This is a genomic window from Paenibacillus sp. J22TS3 (assembly GCF_018403205.1).
Lineage (GTDB): Bacteria > Bacillota > Bacilli > Paenibacillales > Paenibacillaceae > Fontibacillus > Fontibacillus tuaregi.
Genome location: NZ_BOSF01000001.1, coordinates 17,034 through 43,390 on the forward strand (window position 1 = coordinate 17,034; position 26,357 = coordinate 43,390).

Annotated in this window: 21 protein-coding genes; 13 read left to right on the forward strand and 8 right to left on the reverse strand. The window is 49.9% G+C overall.

The genetic code is table 11. The annotated features are described in order from the left end of the window. The first annotated feature begins 35 nt into the window (after window positions 1–35). The gene (gene cntE, locus KJS63_RS00105; protein ID WP_213617428.1) at window positions 36–1,256 is read left to right on the forward strand and encodes a staphylopine family metallophore export MFS transporter CntE; all 1,221 of its coding nucleotides are present in this window, start codon (window positions 36–38) and stop codon (window positions 1,254–1,256) included. 439 nt (window positions 1,257–1,695) lie between these two features. Here the strand turns inward: cntE and gtfA are convergent, their stop codons facing one another. The 5 genes from gtfA to KJS63_RS00130 all read right to left on the reverse strand — a co-directional run bounded on the left by gtfA (window position 1,696) and on the right by KJS63_RS00130 (window position 8,550). Further along, window positions 1,696–3,138, reverse strand: a complete 1,443-nt coding sequence (gtfA, locus tag KJS63_RS00110; RefSeq protein ID WP_213617429.1) for a sucrose phosphorylase — start codon at window positions 3,136–3,138, stop codon at window positions 1,696–1,698. A gap of 25 nt (window positions 3,139–3,163) precedes the next feature. Then, the gene (locus KJS63_RS00115; protein ID WP_213617430.1) at window positions 3,164–5,353 is read right to left on the reverse strand and encodes an alpha-galactosidase; all 2,190 of its coding nucleotides are present in this window, start codon (window positions 5,351–5,353) and stop codon (window positions 3,164–3,166) included. A 177-nt stretch (window positions 5,354–5,530) separates the two neighbouring features. After that, window positions 5,531–6,352: a carbohydrate ABC transporter permease gene (locus KJS63_RS00120; protein ID WP_213617431.1), complete on the reverse strand. Its 822-nt coding sequence runs from the start codon at window positions 6,350–6,352 to the stop codon at window positions 5,531–5,533. Next, window positions 6,349–7,188: a carbohydrate ABC transporter permease gene (locus KJS63_RS00125; RefSeq protein ID WP_213618276.1), complete on the reverse strand. Its 840-nt coding sequence runs from the start codon at window positions 7,186–7,188 to the stop codon at window positions 6,349–6,351. The genes KJS63_RS00120 and KJS63_RS00125 overlap by 4 nt, the downstream gene beginning before the upstream one ends. Before the next feature lie 102 nt (window positions 7,189–7,290). Then, window positions 7,291–8,550 carry an ABC transporter substrate-binding protein gene (locus KJS63_RS00130; RefSeq protein ID WP_213617432.1) on the reverse strand — a complete coding sequence of 420 codons (1,260 nt, stop codon included), beginning with the start codon at window positions 8,548–8,550 and terminating at the stop codon, window positions 7,291–7,293. 162 nt (window positions 8,551–8,712) lie between these two features. Between KJS63_RS00130 and KJS63_RS00135 the strand changes: the two genes are divergently transcribed. The 3 genes from KJS63_RS00135 (at window position 8,713) to KJS63_RS00145 (ending at window position 13,196) form a co-directional block, all read left to right on the forward strand. Then, complete coding sequence (locus KJS63_RS00135; protein ID WP_213617433.1) at window positions 8,713–10,440, forward strand: cache domain-containing sensor histidine kinase; 1,728 nt, start codon at window positions 8,713–8,715, stop codon at window positions 10,438–10,440. Next, window positions 10,437–11,951 carry a response regulator gene (locus KJS63_RS00140; RefSeq protein WP_213617434.1) on the forward strand — a complete coding sequence of 505 codons (1,515 nt, stop codon included), beginning with the start codon at window positions 10,437–10,439 and terminating at the stop codon, window positions 11,949–11,951. The genes KJS63_RS00135 and KJS63_RS00140 overlap by 4 nt, the downstream gene beginning before the upstream one ends. 366 nt (window positions 11,952–12,317) lie before the next feature. Beyond that, on the forward strand, window positions 12,318–13,196 hold the full coding sequence (locus KJS63_RS00145; protein WP_213617435.1) for a PhzF family phenazine biosynthesis protein: 879 nt from the start codon (window positions 12,318–12,320) through the stop codon (window positions 13,194–13,196). A 527-nt stretch (window positions 13,197–13,723) separates the two neighbouring features. On the opposite strand, the gene KJS63_RS26380 is transcribed toward KJS63_RS00145, so the two are convergent. Together KJS63_RS26380 and pdxR (KJS63_RS00150) are read right to left on the reverse strand one after the other, a co-directional pair. Next, complete coding sequence (locus tag KJS63_RS26380; RefSeq protein ID WP_280520763.1) at window positions 13,724–13,849, reverse strand: hypothetical protein; 126 nt, start codon at window positions 13,847–13,849, stop codon at window positions 13,724–13,726. Between the two features lie 89 nt (window positions 13,850–13,938). After that, a complete protein-coding gene (pdxR, locus tag KJS63_RS00150) occupies window positions 13,939–15,357 on the reverse strand; it encodes a MocR-like pyridoxine biosynthesis transcription factor PdxR (RefSeq protein WP_213617436.1) in 1,419 nt (472 codons plus the stop codon). A gap of 374 nt (window positions 15,358–15,731) precedes the next feature. On the opposite strand from pdxR (KJS63_RS00150), the gene KJS63_RS00155 reads away from it, so the two are divergent. The 6 genes from KJS63_RS00155 (at window position 15,732) to KJS63_RS00180 (ending at window position 20,866) form a co-directional block, all read left to right on the forward strand. Continuing rightward, on the forward strand, window positions 15,732–16,415 hold the full coding sequence (locus tag KJS63_RS00155) for an MOSC domain-containing protein (RefSeq protein WP_213617437.1): 684 nt from the start codon (window positions 15,732–15,734) through the stop codon (window positions 16,413–16,415). 151 nt (window positions 16,416–16,566) lie between these two features. After that, entirely contained in the window at window positions 16,567–17,271 is a 705-nt protein-coding gene (locus KJS63_RS00160) for a YggS family pyridoxal phosphate-dependent enzyme (RefSeq protein ID WP_213617438.1), read from the forward strand. Further along, window positions 17,264–17,668 carry an HAD hydrolase family protein gene (locus KJS63_RS00165; protein ID WP_213617439.1) on the forward strand — a complete coding sequence of 135 codons (405 nt, stop codon included), beginning with the start codon at window positions 17,264–17,266 and terminating at the stop codon, window positions 17,666–17,668. Before KJS63_RS00160 ends, KJS63_RS00165 begins: the two co-directional genes overlap by 8 nt. Before the next feature lie 26 nt (window positions 17,669–17,694). Next, complete coding sequence (locus KJS63_RS00170; RefSeq protein WP_213617440.1) at window positions 17,695–18,387, forward strand: M24 family metallopeptidase; 693 nt, start codon at window positions 17,695–17,697, stop codon at window positions 18,385–18,387. Window positions 18,388–18,766: 379 nt separating this feature from the next. Beyond that, window positions 18,767–19,648 carry a pyridoxal 5'-phosphate synthase lyase subunit PdxS gene (gene pdxS, locus KJS63_RS00175; RefSeq protein WP_213618277.1) on the forward strand — a complete coding sequence of 294 codons (882 nt, stop codon included), beginning with the start codon at window positions 18,767–18,769 and terminating at the stop codon, window positions 19,646–19,648. A gap of 15 nt (window positions 19,649–19,663) precedes the next feature. Then, entirely contained in the window at window positions 19,664–20,866 is a 1,203-nt protein-coding gene (locus tag KJS63_RS00180) for an acetylornithine transaminase (RefSeq protein WP_213617441.1), read from the forward strand. A gap of 17 nt (window positions 20,867–20,883) precedes the next feature. Here KJS63_RS00180 and pdxR (KJS63_RS00185) read toward each other — a convergent pair whose 3' ends face one another. Continuing rightward, entirely contained in the window at window positions 20,884–22,320 is a 1,437-nt protein-coding gene (gene pdxR, locus KJS63_RS00185) for a MocR-like pyridoxine biosynthesis transcription factor PdxR (protein ID WP_213617442.1), read from the reverse strand. Window positions 22,321–22,461: 141 nt separating this feature from the next. Between pdxR (KJS63_RS00185) and KJS63_RS00190 the strand changes: the two genes are divergently transcribed. The 3 genes from KJS63_RS00190 to KJS63_RS00200 all read left to right on the forward strand — a co-directional run bounded on the left by KJS63_RS00190 (window position 22,462) and on the right by KJS63_RS00200 (window position 26,349). Next, on the forward strand, window positions 22,462–23,709 hold the full coding sequence (locus tag KJS63_RS00190) for a serine hydroxymethyltransferase (protein ID WP_213618278.1): 1,248 nt from the start codon (window positions 22,462–22,464) through the stop codon (window positions 23,707–23,709). A gap of 6 nt (window positions 23,710–23,715) precedes the next feature. After that, window positions 23,716–24,801 (forward strand): 3-phosphoserine/phosphohydroxythreonine transaminase, encoded by a 1,086-nt coding sequence (serC, locus tag KJS63_RS00195; protein ID WP_213617443.1) that lies wholly within the window; start codon window positions 23,716–23,718, stop codon window positions 24,799–24,801. 78 nt (window positions 24,802–24,879) lie between these two features. Next, window positions 24,880–26,349, forward strand: coding sequence for an aminotransferase class I/II-fold pyridoxal phosphate-dependent enzyme (locus KJS63_RS00200; RefSeq protein ID WP_213617444.1), 1,470 nt, complete (start codon window positions 24,880–24,882; stop codon window positions 26,347–26,349). Window positions 26,350–26,357 lie beyond the last annotated feature (8 nt).

Genomic DNA, 26,357 nt, shown 5'->3' on the forward strand with positions numbered 1-26,357 from the left:
ATCGTCCAGATGGATAAGAAGGGAGGGAGAAGCGGTTGAATCAGGCAATGTCTTGGCCCTTTATCCGGTTGTACCTGCTGGCACTGCTTTACTTTAGCGCCAACGCGATACTGAATGTCATAATTCCGCTGCAGGGAAAAGCGTGGGGAGCGAGCAGCACGTCCATCGGACTGATCATGGGAGCTTATATGTTCACGACGATGTTTTTTCGGCCGTGGGCAGGCCGGATCATTCAAAAGCATGGACCGGTGAAAGTGCTGCGTCTCATCCTGATCACTAATGGCATTGCTTTGGTTCTGTATACCATCACGGGATTTAGCGGTTATTTGGTCGCGCGGATTTTGCAGGGCGTATCGACTGCATTTTTTTCCATGTCACTGCAAATTGGCATCATCGATGCGCTCCCCGAGAAGGAGCGTTCGCAAGGCATATCCTTTTATTCCTTGTTCACCTATATTCCCGGTATTCTTGGTCCGCTCCTGGCATTGGCATTGTGGCAAAGCGGAGGAATGAGCTTCTTTACCATAACCATGATCACCATAGCGATCATCACGGGAATGTTTGGTTACAGTATAAAAGTGGAAAGAACCGGCGATTTGCAAACAGCACCGGCTGAGCAGGGAGCAGGTCTATTGAAATCTTATGTCCAATTGGTCAGAAATCCGTTCCTGTTTCAGTGCAGCCTGCTCATGCTGACGGCTTCCATGGTATTCGGAGCAACGACGGCTTTTATTCCTGTCTATGCTATTTCGCTGCCACAGGGGAATGCCGGCATCTATTTGGCCATCCAGGCAAGTGTCGTCGTGATTGCTCGATATACATTGCGCAAAAGAATTCCGTCAGACGCTCAATGGTGCTCTTCCTTGATGATGGGAATGATGCTGATCCTCGCGTTTGCGGCCGGAAGCATAAGCTATTCGATCCATGGCGGGGCTGTTTTCCTTTACGCTGGCGCGGTTCTGATGGGCGCTGCCCAGGCCATTATATATCCGACGTTAACGACATTTTTATCCTTCGTCCTGCCGCAGCCGGATCGCAATGTTCTGATCGGTTTATTTATCGCCATGGCCGATCTCGGTGTCTCATTAGGCGGTGCGGTGATGGGACCGGTCGCTGATCTGACTTCCTATTCATGGATGTATATGTTTTGTGCATTTCTGGCGGGGGGGATGACACTTGCCGCCTATGATCGCCGTAAGTGGTTTCGGGGGGGAAAGCAAGCGGAGAGCCTGAGACATCCGGAGCGGATTCACTAATATGTCTGTAAAGGGATTACATCGATGGCTGAAACCCCTGATTAAAATCAGGGGTTTTTCTTTTTTTACAAATTCGGCAAAAGGAAGCTTAGCCAATGAGTTCTTGGCAAAAGCATATTGACCCTTATAATGTGCAGAGAGAAAAAAATAAGCCTGGTGAAGAAACAATTTGGTCAGTTATTTTAATACATGAGAGGAATTACGATCAATTAAGCACTATATTTTTAATTTCGTTCTTAATAAGGGGACGAAACTCGCGAACGCGTAAGCTTCTACAATCGGTGCCACAATGATCCCAAACTAATATATTATTTTCACCGAGTACCTGCGACTTATCTCATTGGACCAGGGGTGCAACAAATCGTCTGCTTCCAGTGTACACAAAAAAACAACGCGCAGCGATTCCTCATTCGCCAACGCGCTGTTTTATATTACCCAATCAGAATGCCGGTGTCCACTCCCCGCCGTTCTCCCGGGTTTGAACCGTAAATTTCTTGCTCTGCAGATTGGCGGACAGCTTGGCTTCGGTGTGCTCATGCGTCCAGACAATTTCCAGCTCGTGTTCGCTGCTCTCCTGGATGCTGATTTCACCGTTAAACGCCGGGCAGCTGTTCCGGAACCGCAGCAGCTGGAACAGGCGCTGCACGACCGGACGCTCCACTTCCGCGTCGATTTCCGCCTGGGAGTAATAATGACGGTTAATGTTGCGTCCTTCCTTGGTGTTTTCCAGCAGTTCAATGTCGTTTTCCCCGGCAAGCAGGCCGACATAGTAAATTTGCGGAATACCCGGAGCAAAACACTGCAGTGCCCGGGCGAGCAAATAAGCCTGGTCGTCGTTGCCGAGTGCGGAATAATACGTGCAGTTAATTTGGTAAATATCCAGGTTGTTGTACGCTTCGGTGCTGTAGATTTTTTTGACATTGGCTCCTTGGCTGTACAGGGCTTCCCGCGTCATTTCTGCTTCTTCATCCGACAAAAGATCCTTAACGTCCACAACGCCGATGCCGTCATGCGTATCCAGGGTCGTGAACTGCTTACGCGGGCAGATCCGCAGCCAGTGGGCCAGGCGGTTCACCTTGCCGCTAAACAGCGCATGCAGCACAAGCATTGGGAGCGCAAAATCGTACACATAATAGTCCTGATCGGCAATCTTCAGCTGAATGCTGTAATGCTCATGGATTTCCGGCAGCACCGTGATGCCATTAGGACGGACGATATCTTCGGAGAATTTGAGCATTTCCCAAATGTCTGGCTCGACGAAAAAGCAGTTGGTTCCGATTTTTTTGTTGGCATAAGCAAATGCGTCCAGACGGATGATCGAAGCGCCTTTTCCGGCCAGGAACGTTAGGTTGTCCCGGATGAAGTCTTTTGTCGTTTCGGTGGTCACATCGAGATCGATCTGCTGCTCGTCAAAAGTACACCATACTTTTTCCGTTGTGCCGTCCTTGAAGGTCACTTCCACATAAGGCGCACGCGGCTTGCGTTTATAGATCAGATCAACGTCCGCTTCCGTAGGTTCGCCTCCGGGCCAGAAGTTTTTGTAGCGGATGAACAAATCGGCGTAAGCCGACTCGTCTTTTTTCTCCAGGAAGTCCTGGAAGTAAGGGGACTGGCGGGAAATATGATTAATCATGAAATCGTACATCATATAAAATTTTTCGCTCGTAGCTTCCACTTCGGCCCAGTCACCAAATGCTTCATCCACTTTGGTATAATCCATAGGCGCAAAGCCCCGGTCGCCGGACGAAGGGTAGAAGGGCAGCAGATGGACCCCGCCGACGACCCCCTGAAGATGTTTGTCCAACACTTCATTAAGCTCCTTCAGATTGCTGCCCAAGCTGTCCGCGTAGGTAATCAGCATCGCTTCATTTTTAATTTGCATAGCGACAAGCTCCTTTCTGTTCAAATTATGGCCTTTGCGTAAACTTCCACACCATGCTTTCATAGTCTTCTTTCCACAAAGCGGGAATAGCAAGCCCGCTGCTCATCAATTCGTCGCCGCCGTACACTATTCCTTGTTCGCAGGCGTAATCCGCCTGTTCATCCAGTCCCTGAAGCAAAATGCGGCTGATGCGACTGTTCGCTTCCGCCCCTGTCCGGAAGTAAAAGACGAGCGCTTCACACTTGTCCTTGGACACGAACATCCAGGCCGTTTCGCTGCCCTCAAACGGACTGAGCAGCCGGTACAAATCGCCGAACTGGATCAGCGCACGATGGGCGGAATAAAATTCGATTTGACTCCGGATCGCCGTCTGTTCTTCTTCGCTTAAAGCTGTCACGTCCAGCTCGTAGCCGAAGTTCCCGCTCATGGCGACATGCCCGCGCATTTCCAGCGTTGTGGTGCGGTGCACCTGGTGGTTCGGAACGGCGGATACATGGGCGCCCATGGTGCTGACCGGGTAAACGAGGCTGGTGCCGTATTGAATTTTCAGGCGGGACACGGCGTCCGTGTTATCGCTGGTCCAGGTTTGGGGCATGTAATACAGCATCCCGGGATCGAACCGGCCGCCGCCGCCGGAGCAGCTTTCAAACAGCACATGCGGGAACGCTGACGTCAGCTCTTCCATGATTTTGTATAAACCGAGCATGTAGCGGTGTGCGGTTTCGCGCTGGCGTTCCGGCGGCAGGGCGGGGGAGCCGATTTCCGTCATGTGGCGGTTCATGTCCCACTTTACGTAAGTGATTGGAGCGGAGCGCAAAATATCCGATACGCTGCGTACAATCTCGCTGCATACTTCATCCCGCGTAAAATCGAGCACCAGCTGGCTGCGCCCCTCCGACCGGCTGCGGCCGGGAACATGCAGACACCAGTCGGGATGCTTGCGGTACAGCTCGCTGTCCCGCGAAATCATCTCCGGCTCAACCCATAAGCCGAACCTCATGCCTTTATCCACGATGGAGCCGGCCAGTTTGCCGAGCCCGCCCGGCAGCTTGCTTTCATTCACAAACCAGTCGCCGAGCGATGTTTTATCGTCATTGCGTTTGCCGAACCAGCCGTCGTCAAGCACAAACAGCTCCATTCCGAGTTCGCGACCCGCTTCCGCAAATTGTTCAATCGACTCCGCGTTAAAATCAAAATAGGTGCCTTCCCAGTTATTGATCAAGATCGGACGTTCCCGGTCGCGGAATTCGCCGCGGCACATCCGCTCGCGGAACAGGCTGTGAAAGGTCCGCGACATTCCGCCAAGGCCGTCCGCCGAGTAGACAAGCAGCGCTTCCGGACATTGGAAGGCTTCACCCGGTTCGAGCCTCCAGCTGAAGTCGAAATCGTTTAGCCCGATCGAAGCCCTAGCGGTGGAGAACTGGTCCACTTCCACTGAAGCGGTGAAGCTGCCGCTGTACACCAGGCTGAAGGCGTACACTTCGCCGGACCGCTCGGTGGCGTCTTTGCGCGCCAAAGCAAAAAATGGATTATGCTGATGGCTGCTTGCGCCTCTGCGGCTTTCGATGGACTGGATGCCGGTATGCAGCGGCTGGCGTTCCATATGCCGCTCTCTGGCCCAGGCCCCCGGGAGATGCACCAGGTCGAAGCCGTCGTCGCGGAAATCGACGTTTGCGCTAAAGGCCCGCAGCACCTGCTGCGGCTGAGTCCCTTCATTGCGCAGGAGAACGGAGCGGGTAATCACATTCCGCTGTTCATAGACGGTGTAAGACAAGGTGGCGGCCAGGCCGGACACCTCGTCCGCCAGCTCGATCAGCAGCGTTTCCGCTTCGCTGCCGTCTTCGGCGTAAGCGGCTGGCAGCCCGGGCAAAGCTGGTTTCCCCGCAACGATCCGGTGCGAACGCACCCGAAGGTCGGAGACGGTGGTGCCGTCCTGCAGCTGGACCTGATAAGCCGGATTGCGGAAATCCGTTGCGCCGTAGGCGGGATATTCCTGCGGCAGCGTGTCCAGCGAAAAGGTACGGTCGTCCGGATCGGGATTCGGAGAAAACCCCCGGTCCAGGTATTGAAGCTCGTTGCTGCCGGCATAGCGGCGGAGCCGTTTACCCCAGTACAGATGGCTCAAATAACCGTCACGGATGATTTGCATAACATAGCTGGTGCCGCCCGCAGTTAAATGAAAAATGCGGGATTCGGCATTATACTGAATACTCAAAAGGTCTCACTCCTTAGATGCATAGTTGCTTGCTGCTGTGAAGGGATCTGCCCGGCAGTGCCCGAGCATATCCGAAGCGGCGGAATGCCCGCTGCGCGGCGCAGCTCCTGCTGTGCGTTATGATGTCCGCAGCATTGTAACTCCCGTTAGGCGGCCGGGATGCCGACAACAAGCGGATCAGCTCTTGACGGCTCCGGCCGACAGGCCGGCGATAAAGAAACGCTGAAGGAACAAATACAGCAGGGTCAGGGGCAGCATCGACATTAAGGAACCGGCGGCTACCCAGCTTAAGTTACTGGTGAACTGGGAGAAAAACGCCGACAGCGCCACGGTGAGCGTGTGCATGCGGGTCGACTGCAGGAAAAATAGCGAAAACTGATAGTCGTTCCAGATCGACACGCCCGACAGAATGATCGCCGTTACCGTAACCGGCTGGAGTAGCGGCAAGATGATTTTGAAAAAGAGGCCGACACGCGACGTCCCGTCAATCATCCCGGCTTCGTCCAGCTCTTTTGGAATGGTGCCGATAAAACCGGTGTAGAGGAAAATCGTCATCGGCAGGTTGAAGGTAACGTTCAGCAAAGTCACGCCCCAGTAGGTGTTAAGGCCGTTCAGGTCCACGACGAACTGGTATAGTGGCACCAGTACCGTCAGCGGGGGCACGATCAACGCCGAAATAAAGACGATATAGACGAGTTTGTTCAAACGCGTCTGAAAACGGGACAACGGATACGATGCCAAGGAGCCGATGGCGATAATCAGCAGTACGGAACAAAACGTAATGATGATGTTGTTAACGAACGCGCGGTCAAGGTTGGCGTACTGCCAAGCGTTCTTGAAGTTGTCCATGTTAAGGTACCCCGGAAGAGTCCATTTGGAGCTCAAATCGCTGTCTTTTTTCAGGGCCGTGCTGACAAGCAAATAGAGTGGGATGATATGAATAAGTCCGATCAAGCCCATTAAACCGATTTGCCACTTTTTAGCTTTCGTTAGGTTCATGATGCATTCTCCTTTTTCCGCAGCAGAATCAGGGCGCCAATGCCAATGACGCTGGTAATAAAGAACATCAGGTTCCCCATAGAAGCCGCGTATCCGGCATCTTGTCTGGAGAAGTACATTTGATACATCATCGTCGACAGCGACTGGGACGCATAACCCGGACCGCCGTTGGTAAGCGCGACGATCACGTCGAACAGCTTCAAGCCGCCGATAATGTTGATGACGACGTTAATGGTGATAGAAGGAGCCAGCAGCGGGAAGGTGACACTTTTGAACCGCTGCCAGGCGGAGGCGCCGTCCAGCGAAGCGGCCTCGTAGTATTCGGCGGAAATGGACTGCAGCCCCGCCAGATAAATAATCATCGCCGTTCCGACGAACTGGAAGGTATTCACGAAGGTAATCAGCCAGACGTTCCACTGCGGGTTGGCCAGGAAGTTGACTGGTTCGCCGCCGAACAGCTTTACGATATCGTTCAAGGCTCCACCGTTCATTTGAAAAATAAAATACCAGATGTAACCCATAATCAAGGGACTGATGATGACCGGCAGATAAATGATGGTTCTAACGATCCCTTTGCCTTTGATGCTCATGTTCAGGAGCAGGGCGTAGAGCAGGCCGATCAGGTTCTGCAGAATGGTACTGCCGATGCCGTAAATCAGCGTATTGCGCACAACCGTCCAGATGTTCGGGTCGGTGAACAGGCGTTTATAGTTGGAGAGACCGACCCATGCGGACGATTGAGAGTACCCGTCCCAGTTCGTGAACGAGATCCGGATGCCGTTTATAAATGGAAAAAAAATGAACACGGCGAATAAAATCAACGCCGGGAAGTACATCAGGTTTATGCTGAAGGTTAATTTCTTCACGCTTATCCCTCCTATATCAGGAAGAGAGAGCCCTCCTTACCGCGAGGACCCTCCGCTTCCTTTCTCTTTTGCTTATTTATGCTGCGATTTCAAGCGTTCAACTTCCGTTTTCATGTTTTCGCTGTATTTCTGCGGGGTGATGTTGCCCGCCAGCAGTTCCTGGGCGTTTGTGATCATCACGTCCCACATGCCGTTTGGCAGATAAACGCGGTCGAAATAAGGCAGCACCTTAACGTCTTTGTATTTGTCGTAGTATTCGCTGAATGCGCCGCCGCCCGATACGTCTTTAAACGCGGCCGGCGACAGGGTGGCGTCGGATACTTTTTTTACGTTGTCCGGCTGGGCCAGATAGTTCAGGAACGCTTTGGTTTGTTCCGGATACTTCGTGTCCTTCCAGGCGGCCAGGGCCAGGCGTTCGCCGCCGGCAAAGGTAGGCGGATCGCCTGCTTTGATCGCGGGCAGCGGGGCAATCCCCATTTTTACGTCCGGATTGATTTTCTTGATATCGGCGTAGGAGGCCGGCGTATGGAATGCGAACGCCAGCTTGTCCTCGGCGAACAGGCGGGCTTCATCGGCATATTTTGCCGTCAGCAGGTCCTTGTTCGTGTAGCCTTTTTCGTAAATTTCTTTGAATTTCTCAGGCAGGTAAGTCCACTTGTTCCAGTCGAAGGTGCCGTTCAGCAGCGCCTGCGCTTCATTTTGTTCAGGCGTGATCAGCAGCGGGTTCGCCATCATGTCGAAAAATTGGCCGATCATCCAAGGATCCAGGCCGGAGAAGAACATCGGCGTGACTTCGCCGCTGCTTTCCGTTTTGATTTTTTCAGCGGCAGCCAGCATTTCATCAAGCGTAGTTGGCGGCGTAACGCCGTATTTTTCAAGCACGGCCGCATTATAGAACAGGCCGTCTTTTGCTTCATTCAGCGGAAGCGCATACACTTTACCGCTTTCATCTTTAAGGATCGGTTTGATGGAGTCCGTCATATTGGCGGCCCAAGGCTCGTTCTGCAGATCCATGGTATAAGCGCCGTAGCGGACTTTCGCCCAACCGTGTGTATCAAATATATCCGGCAGCTCGTTAGAAGCCATTTTCATCTTCATGATGCTTTCGTAGTTGGAGCCCGGAAATTGAATTTCGATTTGTGTATCCGGATGCTCGGTCTGGTAGTTGTTCACGATTTCCTGAATCGCATCCCGGACGCCTTGTTCGCCGACGGTCAGCATCATGGTAAGTTTAGCGGTCTCCGCGTCTCCGGCACCCTTGCTGTTTCCGCAGGCGGCCAGTCCAAGTGCGAGAACGATTGACAGTGCCGATAAAAGCCGTTTTTTCTTCATTGTTCATCCCCCCAAGTTTGTATTGTTGCGCTTACATAGATCAGAATAACATGGATAAAAGCGCTCACAAATGACACCAATCTACGATAAAAGTGCTCATTTCTCGAATTGACTTCTCCCCATGCTTTCTCTATTCTTGTTGTAGCAAAGGAGAGGCTTCCTGTGAAACTGCATACGCTGCGATCCAAATTAACCTTGTCTTACGCGCTTATAATCGCTATTCCGGTTGCGATCATCATGATCTGCATGCCTGCTTATTATCAGTACCTGCTCGAGCGGGAGACCGAAGCGCTCACCCGGAACACGATGACGTCCATGACGGAACATATCGTCACCTATCTTGAGCAGCTGGAGCAAATTACTTATCTTCCTTATTTTAGCCCCAAATTGATGCAGGCATTAATTACTAAAAATTCGACGGATTACGCTGGCGGCACCGACTTCGTAAAATATCCCGTTGAAATGACGTTAAATTCATTCCTTCCGGCTTTTTTTCTGACTTACGGCAACAATTTGTCCGCCGCGCTGCTGCTAACGGAAGACGGCGGGGTGTACAGCCAGACCAATCTGGCCGATATCGTGGAGGACTATCCGTTCCGGGAACAGGCCTGGTACCGGCAGACGGTGCAGGCGGACGGCAAAGCGGCCTTTATCAGCAGCCACCGCCAAAATTATTTGACCACACCGATTACGCAGCGCGTATTTTCAGTTGCCCGGCTGATCAAGGATCCAGAGACGATGCGGCCGCTGGCCGTGATTATGGCTGATGCGGAGACGTCCCTGCTTGACGAGATCGTCATCAAGGATTTTGGCGTCCGGTCGATCAGCGCTATTCTTAACGAGCAGGGCAAAGTCTTTTACGCCACGGCACCGCTTTCTGAGGATATTGTCCGTAAGATTTCAGTGGAGGGAACTTCCCAAGTAGAGGATGCGGAGGATTCGTATGTTGTCATATCCAAGCCAATCCGCCAGGCGAACTGGAAGATGGTAGTGCTGCTGTCCAAATCGGAGCTTCGGGAAAAAGTCGAATGGATGTATATTGTCGGTGTGCTGTTTGCCTTTATCGGTCTCGTGCTGACGCTGGTGCTGCTGCGTTATGTGTCCCGCTGGATCGTCGGTCCGTTTCAGCGGATGAAGCAGGCGATGAAGCAGGTGGAGCGGGGCAACTTCCAGGTTCGCCTGGAGCCTGACGGCAAAGATGAAATCGCCAGCCTGGGTTATACCTTCAACCATATGATCGATACGATCAATGATCTGATCCAGAAGGAATACGTCGCCGTACTGAATCAAAAAGAAATGCGGTTCCGCGCGCTGCAGGCCCAGATTGAGCCGCATTTTCTGTTCAATACCTTAAACGGGTTTGTGGCGCTGAACCGGATGGGGGAGAAAAAAAAGCTGGAGAACGCCATACTTTCGCTCAGTCAGCTGCTGCGGTATACGCTTGTTCAGGAGAACTGGACAACCATCGGCGAGACATTTGCGTTTCTGCAAAAATACTGTGGCCTACAGCAGCTCAGGTTTGACGACCGCATGCAGGTTGATTTGCGTTTCGATCCGCTTACCGCGGAGATGCGGATTCCAAAGCTGCTGCTGCAGCCGCTGGTGGAAAATGCCATTATCCACGGGATTGAGCCGTCCGCGGAGCCCTGCCGGCTGATGGTTGAAGCTGGCCTTGAGCAGGGGGACGAAGAAATGCTGCGGATTCGTGTGATGGACGACGGCGTTGGCTTCCCGGATCCGGCGGAGGAAGCCAAAGATAGCATCGGGCTGCGGAATGTCGAAGAGCGGCTGAAGTTTGCTTACCCGTCCGCCGCTTTTGACATCTGCAGCTCGCCAGGCAAAGGGACAACTGTCACAATTGAAATACCGGTGAAGGAGATGCAGGAATGAAAGTATTGATTGCAGACGACGAGAAGCTGTCCCGTGCTTTTTTGATCAGCATGCTGGAGGAAGCCGGGCGCGGCATTTCCATTGCCGGTGAAGCGGCTAACGGGGAAGAGCTGCTGGAAGCGCTGATTCGCCTGCAGCCTGACGTGGCTTTTGTCGATATCCGCATGCCGCGGATGAATGGGCTGGAAGCGATTGAGCGCGGCCGCAAGCTGTCGCCTCATACTGAATGGGTAATTTTATCGGGATACTCCGAGTTTGAATATGCGCGGCAGGCGATTAGCCTGGGCGCCTCAAAGTATTTGCTGAAGCCACTGGGCTTGGAGGAGCTGGAAGAGGTTCTGGATGAGCTGTTTATCCGGATGGAACAGACCAGCCGCAGACTGGATGAGGAATTCGGGCATCAGCTGCTCAGCACCATACGGAGTGGTCCGCCAGCGATAACAGAGGGCTTGGGGCAAAACGCCGAAGAGGAAGGCTGCCTGTACAGAGGGCTGCTGGCTGTGGCCGACACGGGAGCGCCGGCGGTGGACAAAGAGCGGATCATGCGGCAGCTGAGCGAAGTGCTGCGGGACACGGCACGCGGCAAGTCGGGTCATGCGCAGCGTATCGCCGTGATTCCGCTGGCAACCGGACAAATTGCGGCGGTCGTCCTCCGGCCGGCCGGCGTTTCGGCGGAAGATCCGCGGATGGACGGCTGGGCCGAAAGCCTCTACACCCGGGTGCAGCTTTTATCCGACAGCCGGACTGTTTATACGCAGATTGACGGCGGATTATGCGCAAGCCGGACAGAACTGCTGAAGCAGCTTGCGGACATGCATCGTCTGTCTTCGCTGCGCGCCGTGATGGGCGTGGGCCGCAAACTTCCGCTGGATGAGCTGCGGCGTCAGCCCGACCAGACGGTGCGCTTGGGACAAGTCCTAACGCAGCTGGCCGACGACTATCATCGGCGGCAGTATATGGACTACTGCAGAGAGCTGGAGGAGCTGACCGTTCTGCTGCGGACGAATGCGTATCCCCCGGACACGGAAAAAAACATCCGGCAGTATATCCGGTATGGAATCCATGAAGGGAATGCAGGGGAGAGGGAGGACCTGAAGGATATAAATGGTTTGAAGACCCTGCTGACCCGGTATGCCGACAAGCTTTTGGCCGACAAAAATAAAGCTAAAGGCGAGCCCGCGGACATGATTGCGGAAGCGATCCATTATATTGAGCGGCATTACGCAAGCGATGTCACCATTGCCCAGCTGGCGGAAAAGCTCGGAATCACGCCCAATTATTTGAGCACCGCTTTTCACAAAAAAACAGGGTCCACCTTCACCAAATACCTGACCCGGCTGCGCATTCACCGTGCCAAAGAGCTGCTCAGCACGACCAGCCTTTCGGTCAAAGACGTCGCACTTCAGGTCGGGTATTATAGCACCCGGCATTTTGTCAAATTGTTCAGCGAATACGAGGGCTGCTATCCGACGGAATACAAGAAGCAGCGCAGGCTGGCGGAAGAACGATGATTCGGAATGACGGCCTATCCTCACCTCAGCATGGTGGCCTTCAGCGGGTCCAGGCTTCTCTTTGGTCTATTCAGGTATTTCGCTGTAAAATGTTGTAAATTAAATATTTGTCTAATGACACAAAGTAACCTAGATTCTCGTGGGACTACTGGTACGTATATCAGAGGACAATAACTAATTCCTGAGATGGTTAAAAAGGCATTTGGGATTACATTAGATGAGATCAGTCCTATGATCCATTCGGAGTGGCCATGGATGTATACTCAAATCCGACTAGAGAAAACAAACCGCTTAAAAAGCACGTAGACCAGTATGTAGCTCAATATAAAATTAAGTCCAAAGAGATAGGGAGAGGATGAGCGGAACATGAATGTGGAAGTGTATACGTTAAATGCGTTTGCGAAAGGGGAGCGTGGTGGTAATCCAGCAGGCGTTGTCTTGGAGGGTGGCCTTTCGCTGTATGCTGCCGATATGCAGCTTATAGCGAAGGAATTGGGCTTTTCGGAGACGGCCTTTATGGAAAAATCCCTGCTTGCGGATTACAAAATCCGCTATTTCACCCCCGCCAGCGAAGTTGATCTGTGCGGACATGCCACGATTGCTGCATTTGGACTAATGCATTCGCTTGGCTTGGCAAAGGAAGGGACCTCCTATAAGATAGAAACCAAGGCAGGGATTTTGGATGTCGATATTAGCTCTGAGGGTCTTGTTTATTTGTCACAAGCCTTACCACAATTTCTTGAAAGGATATCCTGTGAGGAAATCGCTCCATCTTTGGGGATGGATGCCGAGGATCTGGAAACCGGGTTGCCCATCCAGATTGTTTCGACGGGGCTGCGGGACATTTTGATCCCGATCCGCAGCAGGAAGCTCTTGAATGAAGTTCAGCCAAATTTTGACGCCATAACCGCCATCAGCAAAAAATATGACGTGGTTGGGTATCATCTGTTCACGATGGATACTCCAGACGATACTGCTGCGGAATGTCGGAATTTTGCGCCGCTGTACGATATTCCCGAGGAGAGCGCGACAGGAACATCCAACGGTGCCCTTCTCAGCTATTTGTACCAACATGGCCAACTTTCTTGGCGGGAAGTGGAGCACGTCATGTTCAGGCAAGGGTATTCGATGAATTGTCCTTCTGAAATTAAGGTAGGAATGCGCCTGAGCGAGAGCGGTGAAATCAACCAGGTTCGGGTTGGCGGAGCAGTGGTTGGCATTGAACGAAGACATATCACGATATAAATGAAATCAAACAGGCTGTTTGCAGCTACGGTACCTTACGGGGCAACGGGCGTATTTTGCTACTGGCGAGTCTAGATAGCGGAGGATGCTTGCGTGAGCAGACGACGGGTTAACATTTCTTCATTCAATCTGTCGTTTCCCTTGATTTTATCGTTTTGCGGCGTTTCTTTCCTTCCTGAAAACAACAAATGTCGAGGGACAAGAACTTGGTCCCATTGAAGTCGCTATTTTAGCGGCTTTTTTGTTTTATCGGTACAAGTTCTTGTGTCCCAAGCCAAGGACAGGAACTTGTACCGATTACCGGAATGGACAAGAACATAGTCCGATTACTGATTAGATGTTTATCTAAACACAGCATCCAGCGACATACGATACACTCTTTAAAATGGCTACAGCATTAGAAATTGACCCATCCGATCCAACAACGTAATTTTTTCCGTATTATGATACGAGTGCATTCATTGAACCACTTAGGCTGCAAAATAACTATTTAGATTTAAGCAAGGGATCGAAAACATATAACTCATTCATGAAACTGGCAGGAAATGAGTTGCCTGGCGGTCAGCGTAAGTAATCTCACGGGGCGGATCTATAACTGGGGCCAAATCCTCCTCCAGCTCTCCGTCTTCTTCCCCGATCGCATCGGTCAGCATTTACGCTAAGATTCCACTGTTGGTGGGTTTACACAAAATTATTGACAGACCCTTACATTACAGGATGATGTGCTATATCCCAGAACATGCTACAAGACCGTTTCAGCAAGTCGATACATGCCTTCCACGATAAGCCTTTCGTCTACCTTGGCAAAGCCCAATACCCATCCTTTGCGTCTACTCTCCAAACAATAGGAATGAAGCTGGTGTACCCGAACTCCGCCCTGAAGCGCCCGAAGGGTCATCGTATCCTCGTCAAACGATTCATCCGCTTCCAGAAGTACATGCAAGCCGGTTTCAATCCCTCGCAACGTGAATTTGTTTCCGAGACCACTGGCTGTAATCGCCTTTTGCATGACTTCATGACGACGTCTATAAATATTTCTGGCTCGTCGCATATGGCGCATAAAATACCCATGCTCGATGAAATGTGCTAGTGCCACTTGTTCCATGATCGGGAGGTGGCGATAGGTGAATGCTTGCACGCGAGCCAGTTGTGCAATGGCTTCGGCAGGTCCAACAATTGCGGATATGCGAATGCCCGGCATGGTCAATTTCGAGAAACTCATTAAATAGAGACAATTTTGTGGAAGTTGGCTAAATAAAGTGAGCATCGGATCTCCACGGTATCGGAATTCACTGTCATAATCATCCTCGACAATCCATGCACGTTGCTGAGCGGCTCTATGCAAAAGCTGTTGCCTGCGTGGTTCTGATAACATTACACCTACAGCACACTGATGAGCAGGGGTCACAAGTATGAGCTTCGCGTCAGCGGGCACCTTCTCTATGACAAGACCGTGCTCATCAACAGGAACTGGAGTAACCTTCATTTGCCGGTATTTCATCGTCATCCAAGCAACGGGATAGCCTGGGTCCTCGACGGTTACGATATCTCCTTTGGTCAAAAGTGTTTGTGCGATGAGATCAATACTGTGCTGGGCTCCGGATGTTAGCAAAATTTGATCCGTTTGCACATGAATCCCGCGTTCTAGCGATAAATATCGTTGGATTTGTCGGCGTAACGGCTCAAAGCCATAAGCATCCCCGTAAAACCAGGAAGAAACATTGAATTGGGAAGAGGCATTCAAATACGATTTGCGCCACGCTTTTAACAACTGCGTATCTACAAAAGGTTGATAGGGACTAAAATCAATGACCGATTCCTGATTATCCTTACTTCTAAACCAGTGTTGGGACTGTTCGACTAGCAACGGCAGTTCAGGAAGCTGTGGCGGATCAAGCGAGGGAGCGCTTTTGTCAATGATCTGAATCCAATCATTAACGCGTGTTCCCCCGCGTCCTGATGTTACCGTATAACCACGGGTTAGCAGTTCATCATACACAATTTGGATGGTGGAGCGGGACACTCCCAACTGCTGAGCGAGCTCTCGAGTGGGCGTCAAGAGCTGTCCTGGCTTCCAGACACCATGGGTAATATGATCGATGGCCTGACCGAGCAATTGCTGCCATAGGGGTCTTTTATCGTCCCGGTTTACTTTCAGCAATTTGATCCCCCCGTATAGAATGAAGTGAATTCAGGCCTCTTTTGGATTGCTCAAATACATATTTATTGGACGTATGTAACCAATCCACTTATTGATATACTAGCATAGTGTTTTTCTTCTTTGCAATGCTGTACAGTTTTCGCATAGTGAACGGTCGATGCAGTTTTATATCTTGATTCGTCTCCCGCAGGAGTAGAGGATGATTTGGAGTTGACGATATATTATGCCGATATTCATGTGACCAAACCCAACCCTCCGGTTGCTATTTATTTTTCAGTGCTTGTTGTTGAGATTCACCATGAACGAATGCAGGAACGTGGTATATAGTCGCATCAGCAAACTTGTTCATCAAAATCTTGAGCGAGGTGATTTAAATGGCATCTATTGAACTTCTTTCATTAAATGTGGGCATGCCCACACAGGTCCAGTTTCAGCAGAAAGACGTTTCTACGGGGATATTCAAAACGGCTACAGGCGAAGCTTTGTACTTATCTTATCTAAACTTTGAAGGGGATGGGCAAGCGGATCTTGTTCATCATGGAGGCAGGGAGAAGGCTGTATGTGTCTATCCTTACGAACATTATCCATTTTGGGAGAATGAATTGAAAAGACCGTTAGTGTACGGCGCCTTAGGGGAAAATTTAACGATAAGAGGTTTGTTGGAAACCGATGTCTGCATTGGGGACATTTTTGAGCTTGGTAAAGCAATCGTTCAAGTTAGTCAGCCGAGACAGCCTTGTTACAAGTTGACGATCAGGCACGGTGTACCGGATATGCTCTTGAAGGTACAACAAACGGGCTACACGGGATTTTACTTCCGCGTTCTGGCAGAGGGGGTTGTCTCTAAAGACGACGGACTATCGCTTCTTCATCGTCATCCTAAGGAAATTACAGTTTCATTTGCCAATCGGATTATGCACCGAGAGAAGGATAATATCGAGGGCATCAAACAAATCCTCGAAGTGGAAGAATTGTCCTTGAATTGGAGAAATACGTTTCTAAAACGTTTGGCGGGAACCGAGACGGATTCTCGAGAGAGACTGACAGGCAACACGTAAGGCAATGAATCTGGAATGTCGTCTGTCCATGTAGAAAGGAATTGAATCTATAATGAATCTCATTTAAGGCGGTAGGCGGCGGGGCGCCCGTATTTATGAAGAGGGCCAGAGACGCTTACTTCTGGGATGAAGACGTAAGAGGAGTGATCCAATGAATCTGCAAGATCGTCTGTCCATGGTCGGACATCGCATCCGCGAAGCTTGCGGGCGATGCGGTAGAAGCGAAGAGGAGATCCAGATCATAGCTGTGACGAAATATACGACGATGAAAACCGTGGAGCAAGTATTGTCGTCTGGTATAGGCCATGTCGGGGAAAGCCGTACGAAAGAAGCTCAGTCAAAATATGAGACCTTCCATCCACTAGGAACGTGGCATTTTATCGGTCATTTGCAAACTAATAAAGTAAAAGATATTGTCGGTAAATTCGAGTATATACATTCATTAGACCGCTTATCGTTAATGAAAGAAATAGAGAAGAAGGCTGCTGATTTGAATGCCGTCGTAAATTGTTTTATTCAGGTTAACGTTTCGGGGGAGAAGAGCAAACAAGGGCTTTCTCCGGAAGCTTTATTTTCATTTGCGCAGGAAGTTTCGCGGATGAAACAGATTCGAGTCGTGGGGCTGATGACGATGGCCCCGTACGAGCTCGATGCTGAAGCGACTAGACCGGTTTTTAGAGAATTGAGACGATTACGCGATGAACTTAATGCAAAAGATATTTTTTCCTATCCCGTGCAACATCTCTCTATGGGGATGTCCAATGATTTCGAAATTGCGATCGAAGAAGGGGCTACCTGGTTGAGGCTTGGATCGGTATTAGTTGGAGAGGAACCGATTCAGAGGAGGGATGCTTGACGGTCGTGAACAACAATTTGCTAAGCTGGATGCCGTGCTCAAAATCTTGATTTTATCAGGCGATCGTTTCGATGAGCTGTCTGCAAGAATGAAACAGCTCGATGTTACCCTGCATTACCATTCTGCAGAAGGCATCCTTGACCTTACGTACAGTGGAGTAAACAAGTTTGCCGCGTTGCAGCAGTTCGGGCTTGAAGGGGAGCCATTTGTTTGTTTCGGAAACGACATGAATGATGTATGTTTATTTGAACAAGCACAACATTCCGTATTGATTGACGAATACAAGCCACTCCTGCCATTGGCAACTGAAAAAATTTACGTGGACGATCAGGTGGAACAAGCGATAATCGCCAAAGTGAGTGAGTTAGGCGCACAGTACATGCCGGTTCGACTTTGAATTTATTGTCAGAAGGGGAGGACAAGATGGACCAATCTTTAGCAATAAGACATCAAGCCTTACGCGAAGCGGAAACTAAAGCAGAGCTTTTGTTTTCGAGGATCGAAGAAAAAGGAATCATTCGCAGCGGCGTGACAGAAAAAGATATCAATCAGGAGATTTACGAGCTTGCCTTCCAAATGTTTGGGATCAAAAAGTATTGGCACAAGCGGATTGTTCGTGCCGGTAAAAACACCCTGCATCCGTACAGGGAGAACCCGCCAAACCTTGTCGTCTCTCCTGAGGATATCGTGTTTCTCGACTTTGGGCCGATTTTCGAGGATTGGGAAGCTGATTTGGGGCGTACGTACGTGCTTGGAAATGATCCACTGAAAATCAAGCTTCGCGACGATATTGAAAAGGCATGGGGTATGGGTAAAGCGTATTTCCAGTCCAAGCCGTATATCACCAGCAGCGAACTTTTCCAATACATGTGCGAAGTAGCCAGAGAGCATGGGTGGGAATTTGGTGGAACGCATGCAGGTCATCTCATCGGTAAATTTCCTCACGAGGAAATTCAGGGAGACGATATTGACAACTACATACACCCGGAAAACCACAAACGTATGAGAGAGCCTGATCAAAACGGGCATCCTCGTGACTGGATACTTGAAGTCCATTTTGTTGATCGTAAATTGGAAATTGGAGGATTTATAGAAAAGCTGTTAACGGTGGAATAGAGAAATCTGTGTTGATACATCGACTCTAACCCGAAACATTGAACCATCCCATCAGTCTAAAAAAATCGATTTCCTCTAAGGAAATCGATTTTTTTATTGCATCCCAGTCCTTAGCGTGGGTTTTATGTCATTAGGTTGGCGATACCCCAACATTAGAATTTACGGAGACTTGAGAATCAACTTTGTTTTATGGATTGCTCAAATACCCCATTTTTGGATATATAGATACAAACCATACTTTGATAAACTGACGTTGTGTTTCACTAATATCAGCAGCTAATGTGACCTTGCTTGGTGTCTGCGGCACTTTATGGTGACTTGTCGCAGAGTTAGCTGCCCATGTACAAGAATAACAGGAGGCGTGAATATGAATACGAACATGAATACAGGTACAGAGCGGGTAAAAAGAGGGATGGCGGAAATGCAAAAAGGCGGCGTCATCATGGACGTGATGAATGCCGAGCAGGCCAAGATTGCGGAAGCGGCCGGAGCAACAGCCGTTATGGCACTGGAGCGTGTGCCTTCCGATATCCGCGCAGCTGGCGGAGTAGCCCGCATGGCTGATCCGACCATTGTGGAAGAGGTCATGAAGGTTGTATCGATACCGGTGATGGCCAAAGCTCGCATCGGACATTATGTAGAAGCCAAAGTACTCGAATCGTTAGGCGTAGATTATATTGACGAGAGCGAAGTGCTGACACCTGCAGACGAAGTTTTCCATATTAGCAAAAGCGAATTCACCGTTCCTTTTGTCTGCGGTGCCAGAGATCTTGGCGAAGCGCTGCGCCGCATTCAGGAAGGAGCCGCCATGCTTCGCACGAAGGGCGAACCAGGGACAGGCAACATTGTGGAAGCGGTACGTCACATGCGATTGATCAATGGTCAGATTCGCAAAGTGCAAGGTCTATCTAAAGACGAATTGTACCACGAAGCGAAGTTGCACGGCGTATCGTATGATCTGCTATTGCAGGTTCACGAATCCGGCAAGCTGCCGGTGGTCAACTTTGCCGCAGGTGGGGTGGCTACGCCAGCCGATGCAGCACTAATGATGCATCTGGGCGCGGACGGCGTCTTTGTAGGATCGGGTATTTTTAAGTCGGATAGCCCGGAAAAGTTTGCACGTGCGATTGTTGAAGCCACGACACACTACGAAGATTATGCGTTGATCGCAAGCGTCTCGAAAAACTTGGGAACGCCGATGAAAGGAATCGAAATATCCAGTTTGCGGGAGCATGAACGGATGCAGGAACGCGGTCAGTAACAGTGTAAGAAAGCGGTGGTTAATCTGAAAAAGAGTTATTTATTTCCTACCTATAATAAGTTCCCGCTCACACTGGTGAGAGGACATCAAACCACCTTGTGGGATGATGAAGGGGAATCGTATTTGGACTTTATGGCTGGACTTGCCGTTTGTAATTTGGGTCATGTTCCGGAGCGGGTAAAAGCACGGATTCAAGATCAACTGGACCAATTATGGCATGTGTCCAATTTGTTTCATATCCCGGGTCAAGAGGAGCTTGCCGAGAAGCTTGTGACGATCAGCTGTGCGGATCTTGTGTTTTTCTGCAATAGCGGCGCTGAGGCAAACGAAGCGGCGATCAAATGCGCTCGCCGGTATCACCAGCGCGTGCTGGGAAATAATCGCTACGAGATTATTACGTTTGAACAATCGTTCCATGGCCGTACAATGGCTACTTTGACAGCTACCGGACAAGAAAAGGTTAAGGATGGGTTTCTTCCTTTGCCGGAAGGGTTTGTGCATGCTCGCTTTAACGATATTCAGAGCGTAAGAAACAGCATCACGAACAAAACGGCGGCTGTCATGCTGGAACTGGTGCAGGGAGAGAGCGGCGTTCATCTTGCCGAACCCAAATTCGTATTTGAGCTGACTAAGCTATGCAAAGAGGAAGGAATTCTCATGATCGTCGATGAAGTGCAAACCGGAATCGGGAGAACGGGGAGCCTGTTCGCTTATGAGCAGTATGGCATCGAACCGGATATGATCACACTGGCGAAGGGATTGGCCAGCGGTTTGCCGATCGGGGCGATGCTGGGGAAGGAGAAGCTAAAAGAGGCCTTTTCGGCCGGCAGCCATGCTTCCACGTTTGGCGGTTCGCCTCTTCCTATGGCAGCAGGGCTGGCAACGATTGAAACATTGCTGGAGGACGGATTGGCAAAGCAAGCGCAACAGACGGGAGCATATGCGCTGGATAAGCTGCGCAAGGAGTTAAAAGCTTATCCAGCCATCCGTTCCGTTCGAGGACTAGGATTGCTGATAGGTATTGAACTTGCCGAGCCTGTTGCGCCGATCATTCAGAAGCTGCACCAGAATGGACTGCTAGTTCTAGCGGGAGGAACCCACGTCATCCGTTTTATGCCAAGCTTATACGTAACTTGCGATGAGATCGATCAAGCGATCGACATTTTGAACAAGGTGCTGAAAGAACGCGATGGCAGCGCAAGCGGGGCTCCCATATAAGCAAACCTCTGGCAGGGCTACTTGTGCAAAAGGATCTCTGCCAGACGCTCAATCCCTTCTTCAATGGCGGCTTCGTCAACTTTAGCGAAACCCAGTACCCAACCTTTTCGCTTGCTTTCCAAACCATACTGGCTGAGCGGATAGATGCGGATTCCTCTTTGCAGCGCAAGGCTCGTCACGGTTACCTCGTCACACGATGGCTCAGCTTCAAGCAGCATATGCAGCCCTGTTTCTGCGCCGCTTAACGTGAAGCGTTCGCTCAAACCTGTCGCGACGATGGCTTTCGTCATGGCTGCGTGTCTTCTCCGGTATATATTCCGCACTTTTCTCATATGGCGCATGAAGTGACCGTGTTCGATAAAATGGGTGAGCGTTAATTGCTCCATAATCGGAAGATGACGATAGGTTAGTTCATGGACGCGAGCGAGCTGACGAATGGCTTCTTTGGGGCCAACGAGGGCCGACATCCGAATACCGGGAGCGATTATTTTGGAAAAACTCAACATATATAACGTGTTCTGAGGCCGCTGACTGAACAAAGTGGGAAGCGGGTCGCCGCGATAGCGAAATTCACTGTCGTAATCATCCTCAACGATCCAAAATCGCTGATCCGCAGCCAAATGCAGCAATTGTTGCCTGCGAGGCTCCGACATAATAACGCCAACCGCGCACTGATGCGATGGCGTAACATACACAAGTCTGGATTCCGGGTGAATGCCGTCTACGCATAGCCCGTGCTCGTCGACCGGGACGGATACAACTTGCATACGCCGGTACTTCATCGCCATCCATGCAGCAGGGAAGCCGGGGTCTTCAACCGAAACGGTTGCTCCTTCATGCAACAGAGCTTGGGCGATTAAATCGAGGCTATGTTGTGCGCCTGAGGTCAGCAGAATTTGATCGACCTCTACATGAACGCCTCGTTCAAGCGACAAATAACGCTGAATCTGTTTTCGCAGCGGCAGATATCCATAGGCGTCGCCGTAGGCCCAACTGTCCAGGTCTGTTTCTGTTGAAGCCTGCAAAAAGGATTGCCGCCAATTATTTAGAAAGTGCTCATCTAAATACGGTTCATGGGGACTGAAATCGATCTCCTCTCTACCCTTTTCTTTGTTTCCGAACCAGCTATGCAAATGGCCGATGGCGGTGTTTAATAACGGCAATTCTGGCGGAACAGGCCCCAGGGCTGGAACTTCGTCTGCAGAGTGGGGCTTATACGTCCATTCACTAACTCTTGTTCCGCCGCGGCGAGAGGTTACGGTGTATCCGCGACTGAATAGCTCCTCATACACACTTTGGATGGTTGAACGGGAAACCCCAATCAGTTGAGCGAGCTCGCGGGACGGGAGCAGCAATTCGCCAGGCGGCCATTTTCCGGTCGTAATATTATGGATCGCTTGGTCAAGCAGCTGCTGCCATATGGGACGTTCATCATCTCGGTTCACTTTGAGCATCGGATTCACCTCCAATATTTATTTTGGAATTATGGATTGTTCAGATGAATGGTTTATGGATAGTTTTTTATAATCCATTGATTGCTATACTATCATGAAAATCGTTGCTATTGCAACGCGTTGGTGGGAAGGAAGATGTCTGTGAAATTATTGGAACAGCAGGACAAAACAATTGCGAACGCCATTTGGCAAGAAGCAGCACGACAGCGGAATAAAATAGAGTTGATTGCTTCGGAAAATTTTGTGAGTCGAGCGGTTATGGAAGCAACGGGTACGGTACTGACCAATAAGTATGCCGAAGGATACCCGGGAAGAAGATACTATGGCGGTTGTGAATATGTGGATCGGGTCGAGGAACTGGCTATAGAGCGTGCGAAAACCCTTTTTGGTGCAGAACATGTCAATGTGCAGCCTCACTCCGGCGCTCAGGCAAATATGGCGGTTTATTTTGCTTCCATTGAACCGGGGGATACGATTTTAGGTATGAATCTATCTCATGGCGGCCATCTGACACATGGAAGCCCGGTTAATTTTTCCGGAAGATTCTACAATTTTGTGCCTTATGGTGTTGATGAAAAATCGGGATTTATTGACATTGAACTTGTGCGAAAACTTGCGCTTAAACACCGCCCGCGTATGATCGTTGTTGGTGCCAGCGCTTATCCGCGGACGATCGATTTTGAGCCGTTTGCTCAAATCGCAGCCGAAGTAGGAGCACTTTTCTTTGTAGATATGGCGCATATTGCAGGAATTGTCGCGGCAGGATTCCATCCTAGCCCCATTCCGCACGCGCACTTTGTTACGACGACAACGCATAAAACGCTGCGAGGTCCAAGAGGCGGTATCATCATGTGCCGCAAGCCGTGGGCGCAAGCGATGGATAGAGCGATCTTTCCTGGAGTCCAAGGCGGTCCTCTTATGCATGCCATCGCGGCAAAAGCGGTTGCGTTCGGCGAAGCGTTGCAACCGGAATTCAAATCTTATATCGAAAAAGTGCTGGTTAACGCCAAAGTATTGGCTGAGGCATTATTAAATGAAGGGTTAACCGTTGTGTCGGGAGGTACCGACAATCATATTACTTTGCTCGACCTGCGCCCGATCGGAATAACCGGGAAAGAAGCTGAAAGCATACTTGACGAGGTGGGGATTACGGCGAATAAAAATGCGATTCCTCATGATACGGCAAGCCCGCTTGTGACGAGCGGCATTCGCTTCGGGACTCCAGCTATGACAACAAGAGGATTGGGACCCCAAGAAATGAAAGAAATTGCTCGGCTTATTGGACTAGCACTTAAAAATCCTGAGAGTTCAGTCGCCAAGGAGCAAATTCGAAGAAGTGTGCAGGAAATCACGTCGCAATTCCCTTTATATGAAGGTCTACAGGAGTGATGAGCTATGGTCAATACCTATAATTTTAATGCCGGTCCGGGGGCGTTGCCGGCGGAAGTATTGCAGGAAGCGCAAGAAGATTTGCGAAATTATCGAGGGATTGGCGCATCCATTCTGGAAATCTCCCATCGAAGCAAAGCATACGAAGCCATTCATCATGAAGCACAACAGTTAATTAAAGAGTTGATGAGCCTCTCTTCAGATTATGAGGTTTTATTTCTTCCCGGAGGGGCAAGCCTGCAATTTTCGATGGTGCCGATCAACTTTTTGACAGAAGGAAAAGTCGCGGGGTATATACACTGCGGGACATGGTCGGGAAAAGCATGGCAAGAAGCGCAGAAAACAGGGCAGACCCTCGTGTTGGCAAGCGGGGAGAAACAAAATTTCAAACAGATGCCCGATTTAAGCAACTTGAATATTCCGAAGGAGATGGCGTATGTCCATCTCACATCCAACGAAACGATTGACGGCATACAATGTCGAAGCTTCCCTGATACCGGACATGTCTCCTTAGTGGTGGATATGTCTAGCGATATTTTTTCCCGTCCCATTGAAGCATCCCGATTTTCATTGATATACGCAGGCGCTCAGAAAAATTTGGGACCTGCGGGCGTCACGATCGTCATTGTCCGCCGCTCTTTGCTGGAGCGCATTCCGGAAGCAATTCCCGATATATTAAGTTATCGCACACATGTCAACCATCATTCGCTCTACAATACACCGCCAGTTTTTTCTGTATATATGGTGAACCTTGTGCTCAAGTGGATTATGAATCAAGGCGGCTTACAAGGGATGGCTGTCCGTAACCAGCAGAAAGCGGAGCTTCTTTATCATGTGCTCGACAACAGCGGCGGATTTTATAAAGGATTGGCTTATAAGGACAGCAGATCGATGATGAACGTTACCTTTCGTGCATCCAGTCCAGAAATTGAAAACAAGTTACTTGTTGAACTGGAGCAGGAAGGGTTCATGGGACTGAAAGGCCATCGGGATGCAGGACATTTGCGTGCTTCTATTTATAATGCAGTTCCTTATGAGCATTGCAAAGCTTTAGCGGATTTTTTGTCTGATTTCCAAAAGAGGAACGGCTGAATAAAAATGGTCTGGTTCTACTTGAAATTACAATAACTTGATCTTGCTATCTCGTTTTGAAAGGAATTGAACAACAATATGGATCATCACCGTACGCCATTGTTTACTGCTTTGCTTGAGCATGCGAATCGAAACCCGATTCCTTTTCATATACCAGGCCATAAAAAAGGAGAAGGGATGGAAGCCGGGTTTAAAACATTTCTGGGCGAAAATGCCCTGTCCATTGACTTGATCAATATTGCGCCATTGGATGATTTGCACCAGCCTACTGGCGTGATTGACGAAGCCCAACGCATGGCTGCCCATGCTTTTGACGCGGACTATACATTATTTTCCGTGCAAGGAACGAGTAGTGCGATTATAACGATGATTATGTCTGTGTGTGGGCCGGGCGATAAAATTATTGTGCCGCGCAACCTGCATAAGTCGATTTTATCTGCCATCATCTTTGCTGGAGCTAAACCTGTATTCGTCACACCCGAGAGAGACAGACGATGGGGGATCGATCATGGCATTTCTGTTCGTTCAGTGAAGAAGGCAATTGAAAGACATACGGATGCCAAAGCGGTACTCGTGATCAATCCAACCTATTTCGGTGTATGTACCGATCTGAAAGCCATTGTTGATTTAGCTCATGATTACGGCATACCGGTACTTGTTGACGAGGCGCATGGGGCATTGCTCCACTTTAATAACATACTTCCGTTATCAGCTATGCAGGCTGGAGCAGATATGGCTGCAACAAGCATGCACAAGCTTGGCGGATCGTTGACACAAAGCTCGCTGCTCCATATTAAAAAAGGGCTCATTCAGCGTGAAAAAGTACAAACCATCTTTAGCATGCTGACAACCACATCGACTTCCTATATTCTTTTGGCTTCCCTGGACGCAGCACGGAAGCATCTTGCCTTGAATGGCTCAAAAATGGCAGCAAAAGCGATTCAACTAGCAGAATACGCCAGAGATCAAATCAACCAAATTCCCGGTCTGGCTTCTTTCGGCAGGGAGATTCTGTGGACGGATGCGGCCTTTGATTTCGACCCTACGAAGCTTACCATACATGTCCGAGAGTTAGGCATTACCGGATATGCTGCGGAAGAATGGCTGCGGAAGCACTACAATATTGAAGTAGAACTGAGCGATTTGTACAACATTCTTTGCTTAATCACACCAGGTGATTCGACAGAAACGGTAGTTTGCTTGCTGGACGGCTTAGCTGAACTTGCCAAAGCTCATCAAAACTCAAAAGCAGAAGCTGGAGCCATTGATGTCAAATTACCAGAAATTCCGCTACTTGCTTTGACGCCAAGAGATGCCTTTTATGGGGAGGTCGAACTCATTCCCTTTGCGCAATCTGCTGGGCGCATCATGGCAGAGTCCGTTTATGTGTATCCCCCTGGTATTCCTATTTTACTGCCTGGGGAAGTCATAGCAGAACAACATATCCGATATATTCATGAGCATCTGGAAGTCGGTTTGCCTGTAAGAGGACCACAAGATTTAACTGTAAAAAACATCAAGGTAGTTATCGAAGCCAAGGCGTTTTAACTAAAGGG